Origin of the sequence: Rheinheimera tilapiae (assembly GCF_042432165.1) — a bacterium.
Taxonomy (GTDB): Bacteria; Pseudomonadota; Gammaproteobacteria; order Enterobacterales; family Alteromonadaceae; genus Pararheinheimera; species Pararheinheimera tilapiae.
This window is the reverse complement of the sequence record NZ_JBHLXP010000001.1, coordinates 1,908,467-1,925,904: the sequence shown is the minus strand read 5'-3', so window position 1 is coordinate 1,925,904 and position 17,438 is coordinate 1,908,467. Positions and strand designations below refer to the sequence as shown.

Below are 17,438 nucleotides of genomic sequence, written 5' to 3'. Positions count from 1 at the left end.
CGATTTCGTCGCAGTCCTGCATTCACTTCTCTCACTGCTGTATTCCGGCTGGCGAATTTCTGCTAAATTAGCCGCTTTGTTGTCAGAGCCGCCTGCAGTTATTCCAACTGACGCACTGTTGAGAGCACCATGAATCTGTTAGTTAAATCTCTGTATTGTTTTGCTTTTATTGCCATTTATACCCCAGCTGTCAACGCCAGTCAGGCCTTAACCGGGCAATGGATCATGGATTTGCAGGGCCAGAGTCTGGCCGATCCGCAAACGTCAGGGTTGACTTGGTGGAACGGGGAACTTTTGAGCCTCGGCGATCAAAGTGCCGCCCCTGATCTGCGGATGAAAATATTCCGTCTGGCCCCTGATACCGGTCGTTTTATTACGGCACCGATCCCGATTACTTTGTCAGATGAGGTACGCAAAAGCTGTTTTGGCGACTATCTGGCAAATTCTCCCGATTTAGAAGCACTGACCTGGGACCGAATCGATCCGCAGACACTCATTACGGTGACTGAAGATGCGAGTCGCGCCCAACTGAGCCCGGCCTGTGCCCGCAAGTTTTCTCAAACCAATTCAACCTCTTATCCAACTTTGTTGCTGAAGATCAGTATTGATGCTGCGTTGACCCGTGCCCAAATTACTGCGGTAAGGCCAGTGCAGTTTCCGGCCGATGCGAATGTTGGTAACTTACCTAATGATGGCATCGAAGGCCTGGCGATTGATGATCATCAGAACCTGTACCTTGGTCTGGAAAAAAACATGGCGGGACTGCCTGCCATTTTTAAAACCCGCCTTACCCCGGATTTCTGGACCCGTGATAATTTTATTAAAGTCATAGACGCAAACCTGAGCTTGCCGGATCTGGATGACCGTGGCCATCCAATTAATGACCTCGATTTTATGCCAAGTCCGGTGCCGGGCCATCCGGGTTATCTGATTGCAGCAGCGCGCAATGACGATGAATTATGGGTATTTGACCTGACCAACCGGGTGCGGCCTTTTGTGCAGCCATTACAGTTTTTTGTCGGTACCGACAACTCAGGTTTATGTCCGGTGTATGAACGCGTAGTGCAAACCGCGCTGGAAGGCGTCGCCGTGCACGGTCAGACGTTGTATCTGGCTAACGACCCTTGGAAGCAACACTATCCGGACAATGTGCAATGTGAAGTCAACACGCAGCATTTTTTGAAAATGGCGCCGCTGTTGTTTCAAATGCCAATCGACCCACGCTGGTTCACTCTGAGCCGCTCACAAACCACACCTTCGCTGCCTGGCATCAGTGGTATGGCGCAAATTGACACGGACCGCTATCTGGTGGTGCAGGATAAAAAAATCTCCAATCCCGGCGAACGTTTAGGTGTATTGCAGGTGTTTGCCGACAAAGCGCCGCGTTATCAGCCGATCCCGGTTAGCAACTGGCCGGAAGACCAGATGTCAAATGATCTGGAAAGCGCTTGCGCCCTGCCCGGTCGCCCAAACGAATTTTTAATCGCAGAATCAGGTAGTTGGCAAGGTGAATTCGGCCGGCTATTCCATATCCAGCTGTTGCAGACCAGCTACGCACGTGTGCTGGCCAGTTATCCGATGCCGGTCTTGTCTGATAACAATCCGCAACAACAAGGTGACCAGTTCGAAGGATTGGTCTGTGCACAAAAAGCGGCGAACCGCTATTTACTGGTGTTAGGTGAGCGCGGTGGTGAACAACGTCGCGGCAGTTTGGTGCACGGCGATTTTGATATCGCTGCCGGGCAGATCTTATGGTCGCCACAACGTTTAGCTGTAGTACCACCAGTGCCGGATCATAATGAACCGTTTCAACGTGATATCGCCGATCTATATCTGGAATCTAACGTGCTTTGGGCCAGCGCAGTGCGCGAAGCCGGCGCCGCTGGTCCGTTCAGTTCCTTTATTTATCAAGTGGCATTGGTTGACCCTCAGGCCATCGAGCCGGTAAGGCTATTGGCTGCCAGCCGGATTTTCTGGCAATTGGATGGGTTGAAAATTGAGGGACTGGCGGCACCAAGTCCATTGCTGCCGGGCTCCAGTCTGTCGGTTGGCAGCGAAGACGAAAAACTTGGCGGCATCTGGCGCTCTTTGTTTGCCCCGGCAGGTCAGCGCCCTCAGATCCCCGTCGTGCCAGCCCACCCTCTAGCTGAGCCGGTCAAACCGGTTGAATCTGCCAAAACCGGAGTTAAACCCTGATGTCTACGCCACAACCAAAAAATCCGTTACATGGTTTTACTCTGCAGCAGATCCTTGAATTACTGCTTGAACAGAATGGTGGCTTCACTGGCCTGGCAAAACAAGTCAAACTGAATTGTTTCACCAATGACCCGAGCATCAATTCCAGTTTGAAATTCTTACGCAAAACCCCCTGGGCCCGCACTGAAATCGAACAACTGTTTATCCGCCAGCGCCTATATCAAAAAACAGATCAGGCGTAATTAATCTGCCGCTGGATTTTGTGTTACTTTTCGGCGCCGTTTGGGCTGGATCAACGCCCAAGAATTATCAATTTGCCGTTTAACTTCATTCACCGGCACAGTTCCGTCCAGCAGCACCGTATTCCAGTGCGTTTTATTCATATGATATCCGGGTGTCACCGCAGCAAATAGTTGGCGTAACATCAACGCTTCGGTGGGATCCGCTTTGAGATTAATCCGGGCCAGCGCGTCTTTTTCTGTCAGGATCGCAAAAATCTTGGTCTGCGATTTATACACGTAGATATCTGGTCCAAACGGGAAATCTTCACAGCTACCGGGCTGTTCCAGACAATAATTACGTGCCGCAGTAAAATCAAAACTCATCGCACAACCACCATCAGACTTTAAACTGGCCGACCGTCAGCCCCAGCTCATTAGCAAGGCCCAGCAAACTCTGGGTATTGTGCGCCACTTCACTGATCGCTGTGCTGTTTTCTTCCGCGGCCGCACTCAGACTGGAAACACTACGGGCTAAGGTCGCGCTGACACTGGTTTGTTCTTCTGCTGCTGTGGCGGTTTGCGCCATCAAGCCTTTCAGCGACTGCAGTCGTTCATTAATCTGGCTCACCTGGCCCAACATTTGTTCCGCTTCTGTTTTCGCGCTATGGGCAATATCAGCACATGCATCACTGCTCCCCGATAGATGGGCGGAGATTTGTAAAATGCCCTGGATCACCTGCGCGATGTCACGCGTCGCTAGCTGCACTTTTCCGGCGAGCTGGCGTACTTCATCAGCAACGACCGCAAAACCACGCCCTTGCTCACCAGCGCGCGCCGCTTCAATCGCCGCATTTAACGCCAGTAAGTTGGTCTGATCGGCAATCGCTGTGATCACAGCAACTACAGATGCAATCTTCTGACTGTCCTGATCAAGCTGATTGACCTGTCCGCGCATCTGGTCAAAAGCACTGATGGTGCGATCCAGCCCTGAGCTGACGTGCCCAATCGTCTGGTTCAGTGCCGTTGCATTGTGCTGGCAACCATTGACCTCGTCTGCCGCTTTCACCGTGTTACTACCAATTTCGGCGGCGGCATAACTCATCTCTTCGACCGCGGTTGCCAGCATTTCGGTTTCGCGGGCTTGCAGCTGCATACTACCATCCGCCTGAGTCATCGCGGCCGAGTTTGCCGCAGCCGCCATTTCCAGCGCTTGGCCGACGCCAACCAATTGACTGACGATCTGCCGAAGCTGTTGCTGCATCCGGCCTAACCACCCCATCAGACTCGAAGACGATTTGGCCTGCAACGCCATGGTTAGATCACCATTTGCAATAACACTGGTCAAATGGACCATTTCGGCCGGTTCACCGCCCAACGGATTTAACACAAAAGCAGTGACCAGTTTCGCCACCAATACGGCCGCAACAATGGCCACAACAATTACGAGCAAACCAATCCACAACATGCGCTGAGCTGGTGCTGCGATCTCCGCCACATCAACTTCAGCGAGCAATGCCCACTGCAAACCAAACGCATCCACGGGAGCAAAAGCCGACACTACTGGATTGCCATTATAATCATCGATATACACAAGACCGGCCTGGCCCTTTAAAGCAGCGTTGGCTGCTGCAGTGTCAACGCCGTGTGTGCTAACAGCGCCAGCAAAAGACGCCCGTACTGTTCGATTGCGGCTGTCCAGATAAGAGTCGGAGCGCATGCGTTGATCGGGACCAACCAGATAACTCTCACCGGTCTGCCCCATCCCCTCGCGGACCTGCATCACAGCGTTAATTTTATCGATGGAAAGTTGTACTGCTACCACGTATTGCTGATGACCAATCTCGAGGCTTTTGGCCATGAATGCTGCAGGTTCACCTTTAGAAGGCGCATATGGCTGGAAGTCTTCCAGTACAACTTGCTGTGTCTTTACACGTGAGCGCTGAAACACTTTGGCTAAATTGGAGTTGGCATAAGGGCCGTTGATTAAATTACTTTGAAAATCGGCCTCGCGTGCCGCGCTATAGATCACGAGTCCGTCGGGGGCAATGACAAACACATCATAAAACCCCAACTCCTTCCCAATCGCTTTCAGGGAGTTGTGTAAAGCGAGCGGCTGTTCGGGATTGAGGTCGGCAACAACAACTGCGCTGATTGTTTGTAAACCTGCAGCAAAATCCTGAAACATGGCTTCGATCTGACGCTGTTTGATTTCACGTACAGCCGTCAATTTGGCCTCGGCCTGACTGAATAATTCAGCACGGGCCAGCAGAGTAACAATGAAGGTAGCAACAATTAATGGAACTAAAGCGGTGATCAGACTAATCAGTCTGATTTTAGTGGTGAAGCGCATATCCACATATCCTTATGTCGGGTGGTGTTCCAAAAGGTTAAACACCTTTCCCTTCAGCATATACAAGCACTTTTGAATTGCAACTTCACCACACTGTTTTGTAACGTATTTATTATTTATGCGCTGTTTTTGTGCGCTATTAAGCAAAAGCCCGCTGATAGCGGGCTTTTGTTGTAAAAAATACTGACTATTTTGCCGTATGTTGTTTCATCCAGCTGAAGATCTCGTTATACCAACGCTCGGCATTGGCAGGTTTCAAGATCCAATGGTTCTCATCCGGGAAGATCACCAGACGGGACGGGATCGCTTTACGCTGCAGCGTGGTAAATGCCCCAAGCCCTTGTGCATAAGGCACGCGGTAGTCTTTCAGGCCATGGATAACCAGCATCGGCGTTTTCCAGTTATCGACAAAAGCAGCTGGATTAAACTTCTGATAGTCCGCCGCTTTATCCCAAACTGGGCCACCCATATCATGTTCCGGGAACCAGAGTTCTTCAGTGCTGCCGTAAAAACTTGGCATATCAAACAAACCGGCATGATTCACCAGACATTTAAACCCATCAGTCCAGTTGCCAGCGATCCAATTCATCATAAAACCGCCATAAGACGCACCTAATGCACACGCATTGTCCTTATCCAGCCATGGCTGCTGTTCAGTGATAAACGCCATACCTTTCTTCAGATCTTCCAGCGGCTTGCCACCCCAATCCCGCGCAATCGAATCAGTAAAAGCCTGGCCATAACCGGTAGATCCATGGAAATCGATCATCACGACGCCATAGCCTTGCGCTGCCCACAACTGCGCATTCCAGCGGCTATTGAACATATTGCCAAAGCTGCCTTGCGGGCCACCGTGCACAATAAATGCAATCGGATATTTTTTACCCGCTTCAAAGTTCCATGGTTTCATCCAGTAGCCGTAGACTGTCTCATCATTGGCGCCCGGGAAACTGAATTGCTCAAACTCAGCCAGCTGGATGTCTTTGAGTGTCAATGCGTTGACCTGCGTCAACGGGTAGGCTTCGCCGCCGCTGTTTTTCAGCTGATAAATGTCAGATGGCGCATTGAGCTGGTGATTGGTGAAAAATACATTGGTGCCGCGCACTGCAACGTCACCGGCACTGCCGTTGCTATAAACTTTACTGACTTCACCAAACGCATGGTCAATGGCAAAAATGCCTTTTTGCCCTAAGTCCTGCGCTGTGACATAAACGGTGCGGTTATCCGGCGCAAACACATAGTCTTCCACCGAACGGTCCCACTGCGGCGCCAGTTCTTTGCGCTCGCCTGTGACTAAATCCAGCAGGATCAGGCCAAAGCGGTCGGCTTCATACACTGGCTTTTTCATCGCCAGATACGCCATATAACGACCATCGCCGGAGAATTTGGGTTTGGCGTCCCAGGCTGGATTGTCTTTGGTCAGATTGATTTTCTGGCCACCGTTCAGAGACACCTGAAAAATGTCAAAATTGGTGTGCCAGCTTTGGTCAACAGCTGGAATTTTGGCACTGAACACCAGGTTCTTGCCGTCTGGGGTAAATGCAGCTTCGCTGGTACCAGCAACATCTGTATCCCATTCCGGCATTAAATCTTTGGCATCTTTGACCGCTGTTTCACCAAGGTCCGCCACGAAGAAATGATTCTTCAGACCATCTTCCCAGGTATCCCAATGTCGAACCATCAAGGAATCATAAGCAGTGGCGCTGTCTTTTTTCTCTGTTGTGGTTTTGTTGTGTGCAACGGTACAGGCCAGATCTTTACAACCGGGTTTCACGTCGAGTGTCAGCACTAACTTTTTGTCATCTGCCGACACCATGTAACCCTGCACATCAAGTGGCAAATCAGTCACCTGACGGGCTTCGCCGCCGGTCAGTGGCAAGCGCCACAGCTGGCTGGAACCGGAGCGATCGGCCAAAAAGTACAAAGCGGTACCGTCAGCGTTAAAACGCACATCGTGCTCGCGACCGGCGCTTTCAGTCAGACGGCGCACTTTGTTGCCATCCTGCACATCAAGTACATACAGGTCAGCCGTGGTATCGGCGGGCGCAAGACCACCATTTTTCTGGCCATAGACCACATACCGGCCATCTGGTGACACCTGGACGTCGTAAATTTTGTTCAGTTTGTTTAAGTGCTCAATCGTCAGATTGGTTTTCGCCTGTGCCCCTGCTGCTACCAGCAAGGCACTGACCAGAATTCCCCAAGCTTTCATCTGGATACTCCGTTGTCGCAAATTTGGTTGTTTATATAGTTCTTATTGTAAAAGCGCGCCTGAAGTTGCCTGCAGACGCGTTGTTTATCGAGCTTATCAGGCTTTTGCCGCCTCGGCGATTTTGACTTTCCAAATCGCCGGTCCCTGGTCGTGCACGTTATTGCCCTGACTGTCGACAGCCACAGTCACCGGCATATCTTCAACATCAAATTCGTAAATCGCTTCCATGCCTAAATCAGCAAAAGCCACTACGCGGGATTTTTTAATCGCTTTAGATACTAGGTACGCCGCGCCACCGACAGCCATCAAATACACCGCTTTGTGTTCTTTGATGCTGGCAACGGTTTTATCTCCGCGTTCAGACTTACCGATCATGCCCAATAAGCCGGTTTGACCCAGCATCATGTCGGTAAATTTATCCATCCGCGTCGCAGTGGTTGGGCCTGCCGGGCCCACGACTTCATCACCGACTGCATCAACCGGGCCGACGTAATAAATAAAGCGGTTTTTGAAGTCCACGCCATCCGGCAGTGCTTCACCTTTGGCCAGCATATCGGCAATACGTTTATGCGCCGCATCACGGCCGGTTAGCATCTTGCCGGACAACAACACCGTTTCACCGGCTTTCCATTCCAATACGTCCGCAGGTGTGACGGTATCGAGATTGACCCGACGCACGTTCTGGCCTAATTCCCAGGTCACTTCTGGCCAATCTTCTAATTTTGGTACTGGTAAGTGTGCCGGGCCTGAACCATCTAAATGAAAATGCACATGACGGGTTGCCGCGCAGTTCGGGATCATCACCACAGGTTTTGACGCAGCATGCGTCGGCGCTGATTTGATTTTGACGTCGACCACTGTGGTTAATCCACCGAGTCCCTGCGCGCCGATCCCCAGTTTATTGACCTTTTCGTACAGCTCAACACGCAGTTTCTCTTCGCCGGTTTGCGCACCTTTCTCCAGCAGGTCCTGCATATCGACGCTTTCCATCAGCGCTTCTTTGGCCAGAACCGCAGCTTTTTCCGCGGTACCACCGATACCGATGCCGAGCATGCCTGGCGGACACCAGCCAGCGCCCATTTTTGGTAAAGTTTCCAGCACCCAATCAACCACAGAATCAGACGGGTTCAACATCACCATTTTGGTTTTGTTTTCGCTACCACCGCCTTTAGCGGCAATCGCCACTTCAACATGATGACCGGCAACCAGATTGATGTGCACCACCGCTGGTGTGTTGTCTTTGGTATTTTTGCGCGAACCAGCGGGGTCCATCACGATCGAGGCGCGCAGCGGATTCAATGGGTTCATGTAAGCACGACGGGTGCCCTCATCGACCATTTCCTGCACTGTCATGTCCGTTTTATCCCACTTCACGTCCATACCGATATTGACGAAGCAGGTGACGATACCGGTGTCCTGGCAAATAGGCCGGTGGCCCTGAGCGGACATCCGTGAGTTAATCAGAATTTGTGCGATGGCGTCTTTGGCGGCCGGATTTTGTTCTTTGTGGTACGCCTTTTCTAAGGCCTGAATAAAATCCAACGGGTGGTAATAAGAAATGTATTGCAATGCATCTTCAATGCTATCGATAAAATCTTGCTGGCGAATAACCGTCATAGGGTGCCCTTCTGCGTGGTTAGGGGCAGTCAGCGCACCGGCTGCCCTGATCTTTTTTTAATGCTATATGCACATGGTGTTTTTACAGCACCCGACCCTTGCCTGGTCCGGCACTGCTTCTCATTTTAAGCAGGGCTGCTATCATAACGCGCATCCTGTAGAGGCGGCTAGTCAGTTCATGCTGAATTCATCGGTTCTGACATTCCTGCCGCCGCCTAAAATTGATTGAGTCTGTGGTTATGTCTGTGCAGTTTCTTGTGTCATCGGTTGTAACCGATTTAACCGGTTTTTTTCGTGCTGTGGCGACAGAGCCATTTGCGATGTTGCTCGACTCAGCAGCTCCCGACCACCCCAACAGCCGCTATGACATTCTGGTATGCCGGCCATTGGCATGTCTGACCGCGACGGGCAGGCACTGCCAGGTGCACTACTTCGACTCTGCGCAACCGCGCCAGCAGGTCAGCGATTCGGACCCATTTTTGCTATTAAAACAACTGCAGCTTGAGTTGGTACCGCAGTTGCCGGCCGACGTGACCGGGCTGCCTTTTGTTGGCGGCGCTGTTGGCTTTTTTGGTTATGACCTCGGCCGCGTCACCGAGAAACTGCCAGAGCTGGCGCTGGCTGATATCCAGATGCCTGACTTGGCAATCGGCATTTACCGCCATGCACTGGTGCTGGACAAACAGCTGCAACAGCTGTGGTTTGTTGATGCCGAAGGTCAGGCTGAACAAAGTTTCCCGTTGTATCAGGCGCTGTTTGCCGATGCGCTGCAGGCGCCCAACCATCTGCCGTCTGCGGCTGGTTTTGTGCTAACCTCCGCCTGGCAGGCAAATATGAGTCAGGCTGATTACCTGCAAAAATTCGACCGTATTCAGCAGTACCTGCAAAGCGGTGATTGTTATCAGATTAATCTGGCACAGCGTTTTACTGCCGGATTTGAAGGCGACGCCTATAGTGCTTATCTACAACTGCGGCGCAGCAACCAGGCGCCCTTTTCGGCTTTTATCCGTCTGGCAGATGTTGCGGTGCTATCAATTTCACCGGAGCGGTTTATTGAGGTGAAAGCCAGGCAAGTGGAAACCAAGCCGATTAAAGGCACAAAACCACGGTTTTCTGACCCAGAGCTGGATGCACAAAGCGCAGAAGCGCTGCGTCAATCGACAAAAGATCGCGCCGAAAATGTGATGATTGTGGACCTGCTACGCAATGACCTTGGCAAGGTTTGCACGCCAGGCACAGTTCGCGTCCCAGCTCTGTTTGCTATCGAATCTTTTCCGGCGGTGCATCATCTGGTCAGCACAGTCACCGGACAACTGGACTCGTTGTATCAGCCTATAGACGCATTGCGCGCAGCTTTTCCCGGCGGCTCTATTACCGGCGCCCCCAAAGTGCGGGCAATGCAAATTATTGAAGAGCTGGAGCCACACCGCCGTAATGTCTATTGCGGTGCCATTGGCTACATCAGTCAGCATGGTCACATGGACACCAATATCGCGATCCGCACGCTGGTGGTAGCGGATCAGCAAATCCACTGCTGGGCTGGCGGTGGGATCGTTGCGGATTCACAAGGTGCAGCCGAATATCAGGAAACCTATGACAAAGTCGGCAAAATCCTACCTGTGCTGATGCAAGGTCATGGGCAACAACAATGAATGTAACCGAGACTGAACTCTGGATCAGCCGGTTTCTGCTGCAAGCACCACAACAGCGCAAGGTCGAGCAAACGGAGCCAAACGCCGCAGTCTTGCTACCGATATTCCGCCATCAAGGCGTCTGGACCCTGTTGATGACGCGGCGCGCCTTGCATCTGCGTCACCATCCGGGCCAAATCAGCTTCCCCGGTGGCCGGATCGAAGCCGGTGAAGCATCGAGTGCCGCAGCGCTGCGCGAGACTTATGAAGAAACCGGTATTGCCACCACGCAAATCCGCTTACTCGGCAAATTGCCGTCCATCAATACATCAACTGGTTTTATCGTCGAACCCTGGCTTGGCGTGCTTGACCAACTGCCGGTTTTAACGCTGCAACAAACTGAGGTCGATTCGGTACTGCTACTGCCACTGCATGAAGCGCTGTCAGCGCAGCGCCGGCAAACAGAAGTTTGGCCACTGCGCGGCCGCCGGCAACAATTGCATTTTATCCCCTGGCAACAACAGTTGATTTGGGGCGCCAGTGCAGAAATGCTGTATCAGTTGGCACAACAAATTGCGCCGCCAGCGCGCTGATGAATACTTTTCAACCACTAAGAGTAACGTTCACTTGCCGCGAATTGCCCTGAATTGTTGTAAGCAGCACTGACCAGTGACAGCATCAGTTACAGAACCGCAAGACATCCGGTACAATCGTCGTATTCTTATAAGGCAATAAAAGACAACCCTATGATTATCAGTGCTTTTGACATGTTCAGTATCGGTATCGGTCCGTCCAGCTCTCATACCGTCGGCCCAATGCGCGCCGCCAAGTTGTTTACCGAGAATCTCGCCGCCAGCGGACGGCTCGCTGAAGTCACCAGTATCAAAACCGAATTGTATGGCTCTCTGGGCCAAACTGGCATTGGCCATGGCACCGGTAAAGCCGTGATCCTCGGCCTATGCGGGTTTTTACCAGAAAACTGTGACCCGGATCAGGTACCAGGCATCCTGAAGCAAGTGGATGAGCAGGAACAAATCACCTTAGCATCTGGCCATGTCGTGAACTTCCCACGTGACGGCGCCATTGTGTTCCACCGGCGCAAAACCTTAAAAGAGCACAGTAACGGCATGGAACTGATTGCTTTTGATGCCAACAAAGAAATTGTGTTTAGTGAAATCTATTTCTCGATCGGTGGCGGTTTTATCGTCAAAGCGGAAGATTTCGCTGGTGAGAAAAAAGCCGCCAGCCAGTTTGCCGCCGACAATCCACCACCGTTTCCATTTAACAGCGGCGCTGAGTTGCTGAAGCTTTGTAAAGAAAATGGCCTGTCGATCGCTGCACTGATGATGGAAAATGAAAAAGTCCTGCGTAGTGAACAGCAGATTGAAACCGAGTTGGGGCTTATTTGGCAAACCATGTACAACTGCGTACAACGCGGCATGCGCACTGAAGGCATTCTGCCCGGCGGTCTGAAAGTAAAACGTCGTGCACCGGCATTGTACCGCCGTTTATGCGCAGAAAAGAGCTCAGATCCACTGCAAGTGATGGACTGGGTGAATTTGTTTGCCTTAGCTGTGAATGAAGAAAACGCTGCTGGTGGCCGGGTCGTAACCGCGCCGACGAACGGCGCCGCCGGTATTATTCCGTCAGTGCTGATGTATTACGATAAATTCATTCAACCTGTGACCCCGGACATCTACACCCGCTACCTGTTGACTGCCGCTGCCATCGGTATTTTGTACAAGAAAAATGCGTCTATTTCCGGTGCTGAGGTCGGCTGCCAGGGTGAAGTCGGCGTCGCCTGTTCGATGGCTGCGGGTGCTTTGACCGAAATTCTTGGTGGCTCCGTCGATAACGTCGAAAACGCCGCCGAGATCGGCATGGAACACAACCTTGGGCTGACCTGTGATCCGGTCGGTGGCTTGGTACAGGTGCCATGTATTGAACGTAATGCGATGGGTGCGGTAAAAGCCATCAATGCCTCACGTTTGGCACTTCGTGGCACTGGTGAGCACAAAGTCTCGCTGGATAAAGTGATTAAAACCATGTGGGATACTGGCCGCGATATGCAGAGCAAGTACAAAGAAACTTCCCGCGGCGGTCTCGCAGTCAATATCATCGAGTGTTAATCAACCCGCCGGGCGCAAGCAATTGTGCCCGGTATTCATCAAACCCTTGCCGACAGCTGACGGCGGATACTGCCAAATATTTCAGCCACCCTGCTTAAGTCTGCATTTAAAACTGTTTATGACTGCAAACGCACGAACAACAGGCATGTCTTCAGATACCATTCACTAATGAGTCCGGGTCCGCATACGTTTTCACTGCGGATCGCCACGCTGTGTCATGTTGTTGTCAAACAGACTATGCTAGTTTTGCCACATCGCCTGTCGGCAATTGGATCTTTTCAGCATAACGGAGTAAATCATGGCAATCAGCAAGCAATACCTGAAAACAAAACCAGCCTGTAAGGTGACCTTTGTCGTACCGGCCGAGCAAGCGGCCGCGGCCGAATCTGTAGTCCTGGTCGGCGAGTTTAACGACTGGCAGGACAACGAAATGAAAAAGCAGAAAAATGGCGACTTCAGCCTGACACTGACCCTACCGAACGACAGCAGCTTTCAGTTTCGTTATCGCTTAGGCCACAACGACTGGCGTAATGATGAGCAGGCTGACGATTTTGTTCCTTCGCCGGTGTCTTATGACCAGAATTCTTTGATCCGGCTCTAATGGCAACGCTGATCAACATCAGCGCTTAAATACGCCCCGAATCAACTCAGCTAAGTGAAACATAAAAACGGCAAACTAGAGGTTTGCCGTTTTTTATTGTTTGGATCACATCGCGCGTTTGAGGATCAAACAGCCAATCGAATAACCGGCACCAAACGAACACAACACGCCATGATCGCCAACGGCCAGGCCTTGTTTGTTTTGGTGGAAGGCAATAATGGAGCCGGCCGATGCGGTATTGGCATAAGTGTCGAGCACTAGTGGCGCTTCTCCCGCTTCAGGTTCACGGCCCAGAATTTTTCGCACGGCAAAAATATTCATATTGATATTGGCTTGATGCAACCACAGTCGTTTTAAGTCCTGCGCCGTCAAACCACAAGTAGCCATTTCACCTTCGATGACTTCGGCAACCAACGGCAACAACTCTTTAAATACTTTGCGGCCCTGCTGACGGAAAAATGGCGTCAGCGGATCAGCATCCGGATAACAATGTTCGACATAACTGACGTCACAGCGAATATTGTTGGAAAATTCAGTTTTTAATCGCATGCCGATAATTTCAAAACTGTTATCAGCAGTCGCTGTTTCGGCCGCTTCGACAATAGTCGCGCTGCAGACATCACCAAAAATAAAATGGCTGTCACGGCTGGTATAGTTGACCTGTGGCGAAGCAAATTCAGGATTCACTACCAGTACAACTGACGCGGTGCCGCCACGGATCGCATTCACCGCATTACTGATGGCAAAAGTGGCGCTGGAGCAGGCTACATTCATATCAAAGGCATACCCCTTGGCGCCAAGCTGTTGCTGCAGCTCAATCGATAATGCCGGATATGGCCGCTGAATATTTGACGCGGCACAGATGATTAAATCAATTTGATCCGGCGTTTTGCCTGCCTGAGCGATAGCTTCTTTTGCAGCAGCCAAGGCCATTTCAACCATTTCCGGCATTTCATCTTCTGAACGTCGGCGAAATACCGGCTGCATCACCTGCGGGTCGAGAATGCCGTCTTTATACAGCACGTGACGCGATTTAATACCCGAGGCTTTTTCGATAAATTCACAGCTGGAATATTCCAGCGCAGCCACTTCGCCTGCAGCAATTGCCGCGGCATTCTCGGCATTAAATAAATCGACATATTGATTAAAGCTGGCGACCAGCTCTTCGTTGCTGACGGTTTCAGTTGGCGTAAATACACCTGAACCTGTGATCAGAATTGGCTTCATGCGTTCTCCGCTACTCCGCACCATAAACGTTGGATCTGGTCGGATGGGTGATAAAAATTGCAGTATAACTCAGCAGGAAAGACAAAGGCAGTAGCGTTCTGCGACTGCCGCTGTCGGCAATATCTTAATGCGTCAGGGGCCGTTTGGCTTTGCCAAGCCTAATCACGACGGTTGAAGCGACTTTATCCTGAATAGCCTGCCGGTTCGGATCCCATAAGATTTGCAGAAAACCAAGCAAACCTGTCGCAATACCTGCACCGTAACCGCCTTGCCGGCTAAAAGCGCCAAACAGACTCAACTCTTTGCCATCCAGCTGGATCACTTTAATTAACATCAGTTTTTTACCAATGGTCTGGCCATGACACCAGGCAATGGTGGCCGTGAAGTAGAACACCGCCCAACCGACGCCGATGCCTAAGTCCGCGAAAATTCCTTTCACCCAGGCCACGACACTATGGGTATTTTCATCAGGTAAATACCAAGGCAAAGAAGGTTGTGCTGCCTGTGCAGGTTTGGCTTCCGGCATTGCAACCGGCGCTGCTTCGGGTAAGTCTTTTAATAAAGCCTCACGATACGTCGGCCATTGCGCCGCCGGGAAATCTGACCCCTGTACTAAATCGTCCAGCATTTCAGTGGCTGCTACTTTGTCCACGCCGGCCCTTCGCAACATTTTGGCCACTTTTTCCAGCTCTTTCTCCATGCATTCGAGCTTGCAGCTCTCAGTCTGGATTTTTAGCGCGCTGGCGGCCAACACCATAGCCTGGTCGGCGCTTAATTCAGTTTCTCCGACTTTTTGCTGTGCGTCTTCTTCTACGATGAGCTCAGGCATCCAGGTCGCCGAGGCACACATAAACGCGGTTGCTAACAGCAACACAATGACGTGATTAAATTTTTTTGCCTGTAGCCGAAACCAGATGAGATAGGTCATCACCGGTAAAATCAGCAACAGACTCGCCTTGGCGAGACCGGAAATAATGATGCCATCAATCCCCATTGCAATGGCACGGCGCAGTGGGTGCGCGGTCGGCACGCCGAGTAGGTTTGGACAAACTTCGAAAGCATAAGGGGTAACAATTTCTCGGCTTTCACGGCGGGTTAACGGTGTACCGGTTTCGCCTTGTGGCACCGGCGTGGCCGGCAGTTCGTATTTATTCTCAGGCATCACGGCAGCTCCCACTCACGGTTATTACCCGATAGTAACAACCGGTTCACGTTGCGGCAAGCGCTTAGTTTTTATGCTTTAACTGATTGATCGCATTGGCTAAACCATCCAGGGTCAAACCGAACATCCGGCCCTGGCAGATCTTATTCAATTGCGCTATCGAAGCATAATGTGGCCACCAGCTTTCTGGCTGCGGATTGAGCCAAACCGCCTGCGGGAACTGTGCCAGCAGGCGTTGCAGCCAGACTTCACCGGCTTCAGTGTTATAGTGCTCAACACTGCCACCCGGATAGCTGATTTCATAAGGCCCCATCGTCGCATCGCCGACAAAAATCAGTTTGTAATCATGCCCATAAGTGTGCAGAAGTTGTGTCGTTGCCACGGCGTCTTGTGGCCGGCGTTTTTCATCGCGCCACAACGTTTCATAAACACAATTGTGAAAGTAGAAAAACTCCAGATGCTTAAACTCAGCACGCACGGCGTTAAACAGTTGACGGCACTGATGAATGTAGTCATCCATAGAGCCACCAATATCAAACAATAACAACAGTTTGACCGCATTGTGCCGCTCGCGCTGATAACGCAAATCGAGTAATCCACCTTGTTTGGAGGTGGCGCTGATGGTGTCGTTTAAGTCCAGCTCGCTTTCTGCACCACTGCGGGCAAAGCGCCGTAGCTGGCGTAGTGCCAGCTGCAAACTGCGGTTATTCAGTACTTCATCACTGCTCAGACTCTGAAACTGGCGCTGATCCCAGACTTTGACCGCACGCCTCGCGCCACTGCCCTGCTGTCCAATCCGCATCCCTTCTGGATGAAAGCCATAAGCGCCGAACGGAGAACTGCCGCCGGTGCCAATCCACTTATTACCGCCAGCATGCCGGCCTTGTTGCTCTTCCAACCGTTCGCGGAAGGCTTTGAGTAAGGCTTCAAGGCCACCGAGGCTTTGCAGAGCAGCTTTGTCTTCGTCGGATAATTGCCGGATGAAGCCCGGTGTCAGCCAGTCATTTGGTATGGCGCCAAGTAAATCAAGCTGCTCCACACCGTCGAAGTACTCTCCACAAGCACGGTCAAACTTGTCATAGTCGGTTTCATGTTTGACCCAACACAACCGGGCCAACTGATAAAACTGATCCAAATCGGCAAACACCAGTTGTTGCTGCAACGCGCGCAACAGATCCAGATATTCAGTGATACTGACTTTGACACCGTGACGGCGTACCGTCAGAAAGAATCCACTCAGCATCAGCGCGCCCGTTTTGCCATGAACAGCAGTTTTTCGACCAGAGCGACATCTTGTTCGTTTTTCAGCAGCGCACCAAACAACGGCATTAAACCACCGGTTTCGCGGCTTTGTTTGAGTTGCTCTGGCGTCACTTGCTCGGCCAACAACAGCCGTAACCAGTCGATTAATTCCGACGTCGATGGTTTTTTCTTCAGCGCCGGCAGTTCACGCAGGCCAAAAAAACTCTGTAACGCTTCGGTCAGTAAAATTTTTGATAAGCCCGGCAGGTGCACATCTACAATCCGCTCTAAAGCCTCTGCATCGGGGAAACGAATGTAATGAAAGAAACAGCGGCGTAAGAACGCGTCTGGTAATTCTTTTTCGTTGTTGGATGTGATAATCACCACAGGTCGCTGCACAGCCCGCACCGTTTCACCGGTTTCGTAGACATCAAATGCCATCTGATCGAGTTCGTGCAGCAGATCATTGGGAAATTCGATGTCGGCTTTGTCGATTTCGTCAATTAACAATACTGGGCGTTTGGTCGCGGTGAAGGCCTGCCACAATTTGCCGGGTTTAATGTAATTCGCAATATCATGCACTCGCGCATCACCGAGTTGACTGTCACGCAACCGCGAAACCGCATCGTACTCGTACAGGCCCTGCTGGGCTTTTGTCGTTGATTTGATATGCCATTGCAACAAATCAGTATCGAGAGCAGCCGCCAGCGCTTTGGCAAGTTCAGTTTTACCGGTACCGGGCTCACCTTTGATTAATAAAGGCTTTTGCAACGTCACTGCTGCGTTTACTGCGAGCGCTAACTCCGCCGTAACTATATATTGTGCATTGCTCTGGAAACGCATCTGAACC

General features: G+C 51.3%; 14 protein-coding genes. 6 read left to right on the top strand and 8 right to left on the bottom strand.

What is annotated here, in order from left to right; genetic code table 11:
- Positions 1–129 precede the first annotated feature (129 nt).
- Both ACFFJP_RS08345 and ACFFJP_RS08340 read left to right on the top strand, forming a co-directional pair.
- Positions 130–2,196 (top strand): YjiK family protein, encoded by a 2,067-nt coding sequence (locus tag ACFFJP_RS08345; protein ID WP_377242345.1) that lies wholly within the window; start codon positions 130–132, stop codon positions 2,194–2,196.
- On the top strand, positions 2,196–2,438 hold the full coding sequence (locus ACFFJP_RS08340; protein ID WP_377242343.1) for a VF530 family DNA-binding protein: 243 nt from the start codon (positions 2,196–2,198) through the stop codon (positions 2,436–2,438). The genes ACFFJP_RS08345 and ACFFJP_RS08340 overlap by 1 nt, the downstream gene beginning before the upstream one ends.
- Here ACFFJP_RS08340 and ACFFJP_RS08335 read toward each other — a convergent pair whose 3' ends face one another.
- From ACFFJP_RS08335 to ACFFJP_RS08320, 4 genes are all read right to left on the bottom strand, one after another.
- A complete protein-coding gene (locus tag ACFFJP_RS08335; protein ID WP_377242341.1) occupies positions 2,439–2,801 on the bottom strand; it encodes an MmcQ/YjbR family DNA-binding protein in 363 nt (120 codons plus the stop codon).
- 13 nt (positions 2,802–2,814) lie between these two features.
- Complete coding sequence (locus tag ACFFJP_RS08330; RefSeq protein ID WP_377242339.1) at positions 2,815–4,767, bottom strand: methyl-accepting chemotaxis protein; 1,953 nt, start codon at positions 4,765–4,767, stop codon at positions 2,815–2,817.
- 187 nt (positions 4,768–4,954) lie between these two features.
- On the bottom strand, positions 4,955–6,979 hold the full coding sequence (locus tag ACFFJP_RS08325; RefSeq protein ID WP_377242337.1) for a S9 family peptidase: 2,025 nt from the start codon (positions 6,977–6,979) through the stop codon (positions 4,955–4,957).
- A gap of 96 nt (positions 6,980–7,075) precedes the next feature.
- Positions 7,076–8,596, bottom strand: a complete 1,521-nt coding sequence (locus ACFFJP_RS08320; RefSeq protein WP_377242335.1) for a fumarate hydratase — start codon at positions 8,594–8,596, stop codon at positions 7,076–7,078.
- Between the two features lie 257 nt (positions 8,597–8,853).
- On the opposite strand from ACFFJP_RS08320, the gene pabB reads away from it, so the two are divergent.
- The 4 genes from pabB (at position 8,854) to ACFFJP_RS08300 (ending at position 12,957) form a co-directional block, all read left to right on the top strand.
- Positions 8,854–10,248 carry an aminodeoxychorismate synthase component I gene (gene pabB / locus ACFFJP_RS08315; RefSeq protein ID WP_377242333.1) on the top strand — a complete coding sequence of 465 codons (1,395 nt, stop codon included), beginning with the start codon at positions 8,854–8,856 and terminating at the stop codon, positions 10,246–10,248.
- Complete coding sequence (locus ACFFJP_RS08310; protein WP_377242331.1) at positions 10,245–10,820, top strand: CoA pyrophosphatase; 576 nt, start codon at positions 10,245–10,247, stop codon at positions 10,818–10,820. The genes pabB and ACFFJP_RS08310 overlap by 4 nt, the downstream gene beginning before the upstream one ends.
- Positions 10,821–10,973: 153 nt before the next feature.
- Positions 10,974–12,356 (top strand): L-serine ammonia-lyase, encoded by a 1,383-nt coding sequence (locus ACFFJP_RS08305; protein ID WP_377242329.1) that lies wholly within the window; start codon positions 10,974–10,976, stop codon positions 12,354–12,356.
- Positions 12,357–12,654: 298 nt separating this feature from the next.
- The gene (locus ACFFJP_RS08300) at positions 12,655–12,957 is read left to right on the top strand and encodes an isoamylase early set domain-containing protein (protein ID WP_377242327.1); all 303 of its coding nucleotides are present in this window, start codon (positions 12,655–12,657) and stop codon (positions 12,955–12,957) included.
- Positions 12,958–13,062: 105 nt separating this feature from the next.
- Here ACFFJP_RS08300 and ACFFJP_RS08295 read toward each other — a convergent pair whose 3' ends face one another.
- From ACFFJP_RS08295 to ACFFJP_RS08280, 4 genes are all read right to left on the bottom strand, one after another.
- On the bottom strand, positions 13,063–14,184 hold the full coding sequence (locus ACFFJP_RS08295) for a beta-ketoacyl-ACP synthase III (RefSeq protein WP_377242325.1): 1,122 nt from the start codon (positions 14,182–14,184) through the stop codon (positions 13,063–13,065).
- Positions 14,185–14,308: 124 nt separating this feature from the next.
- Entirely contained in the window at positions 14,309–15,346 is a 1,038-nt protein-coding gene (locus tag ACFFJP_RS08290; RefSeq protein ID WP_377242323.1) for an RDD family protein, read from the bottom strand.
- Positions 15,347–15,410: 64 nt separating this feature from the next.
- A complete protein-coding gene (locus tag ACFFJP_RS08285; RefSeq protein WP_377242321.1) occupies positions 15,411–16,589 on the bottom strand; it encodes a vWA domain-containing protein in 1,179 nt (392 codons plus the stop codon).
- Positions 16,589–17,365 (bottom strand): AAA family ATPase, encoded by a 777-nt coding sequence (locus tag ACFFJP_RS08280; protein WP_446686826.1) that lies wholly within the window; start codon positions 17,363–17,365, stop codon positions 16,589–16,591. Before ACFFJP_RS08280 ends, ACFFJP_RS08285 begins: the two co-directional genes overlap by 1 nt.
- Between the last annotated feature and the right edge of the window lie 73 nt (positions 17,366–17,438).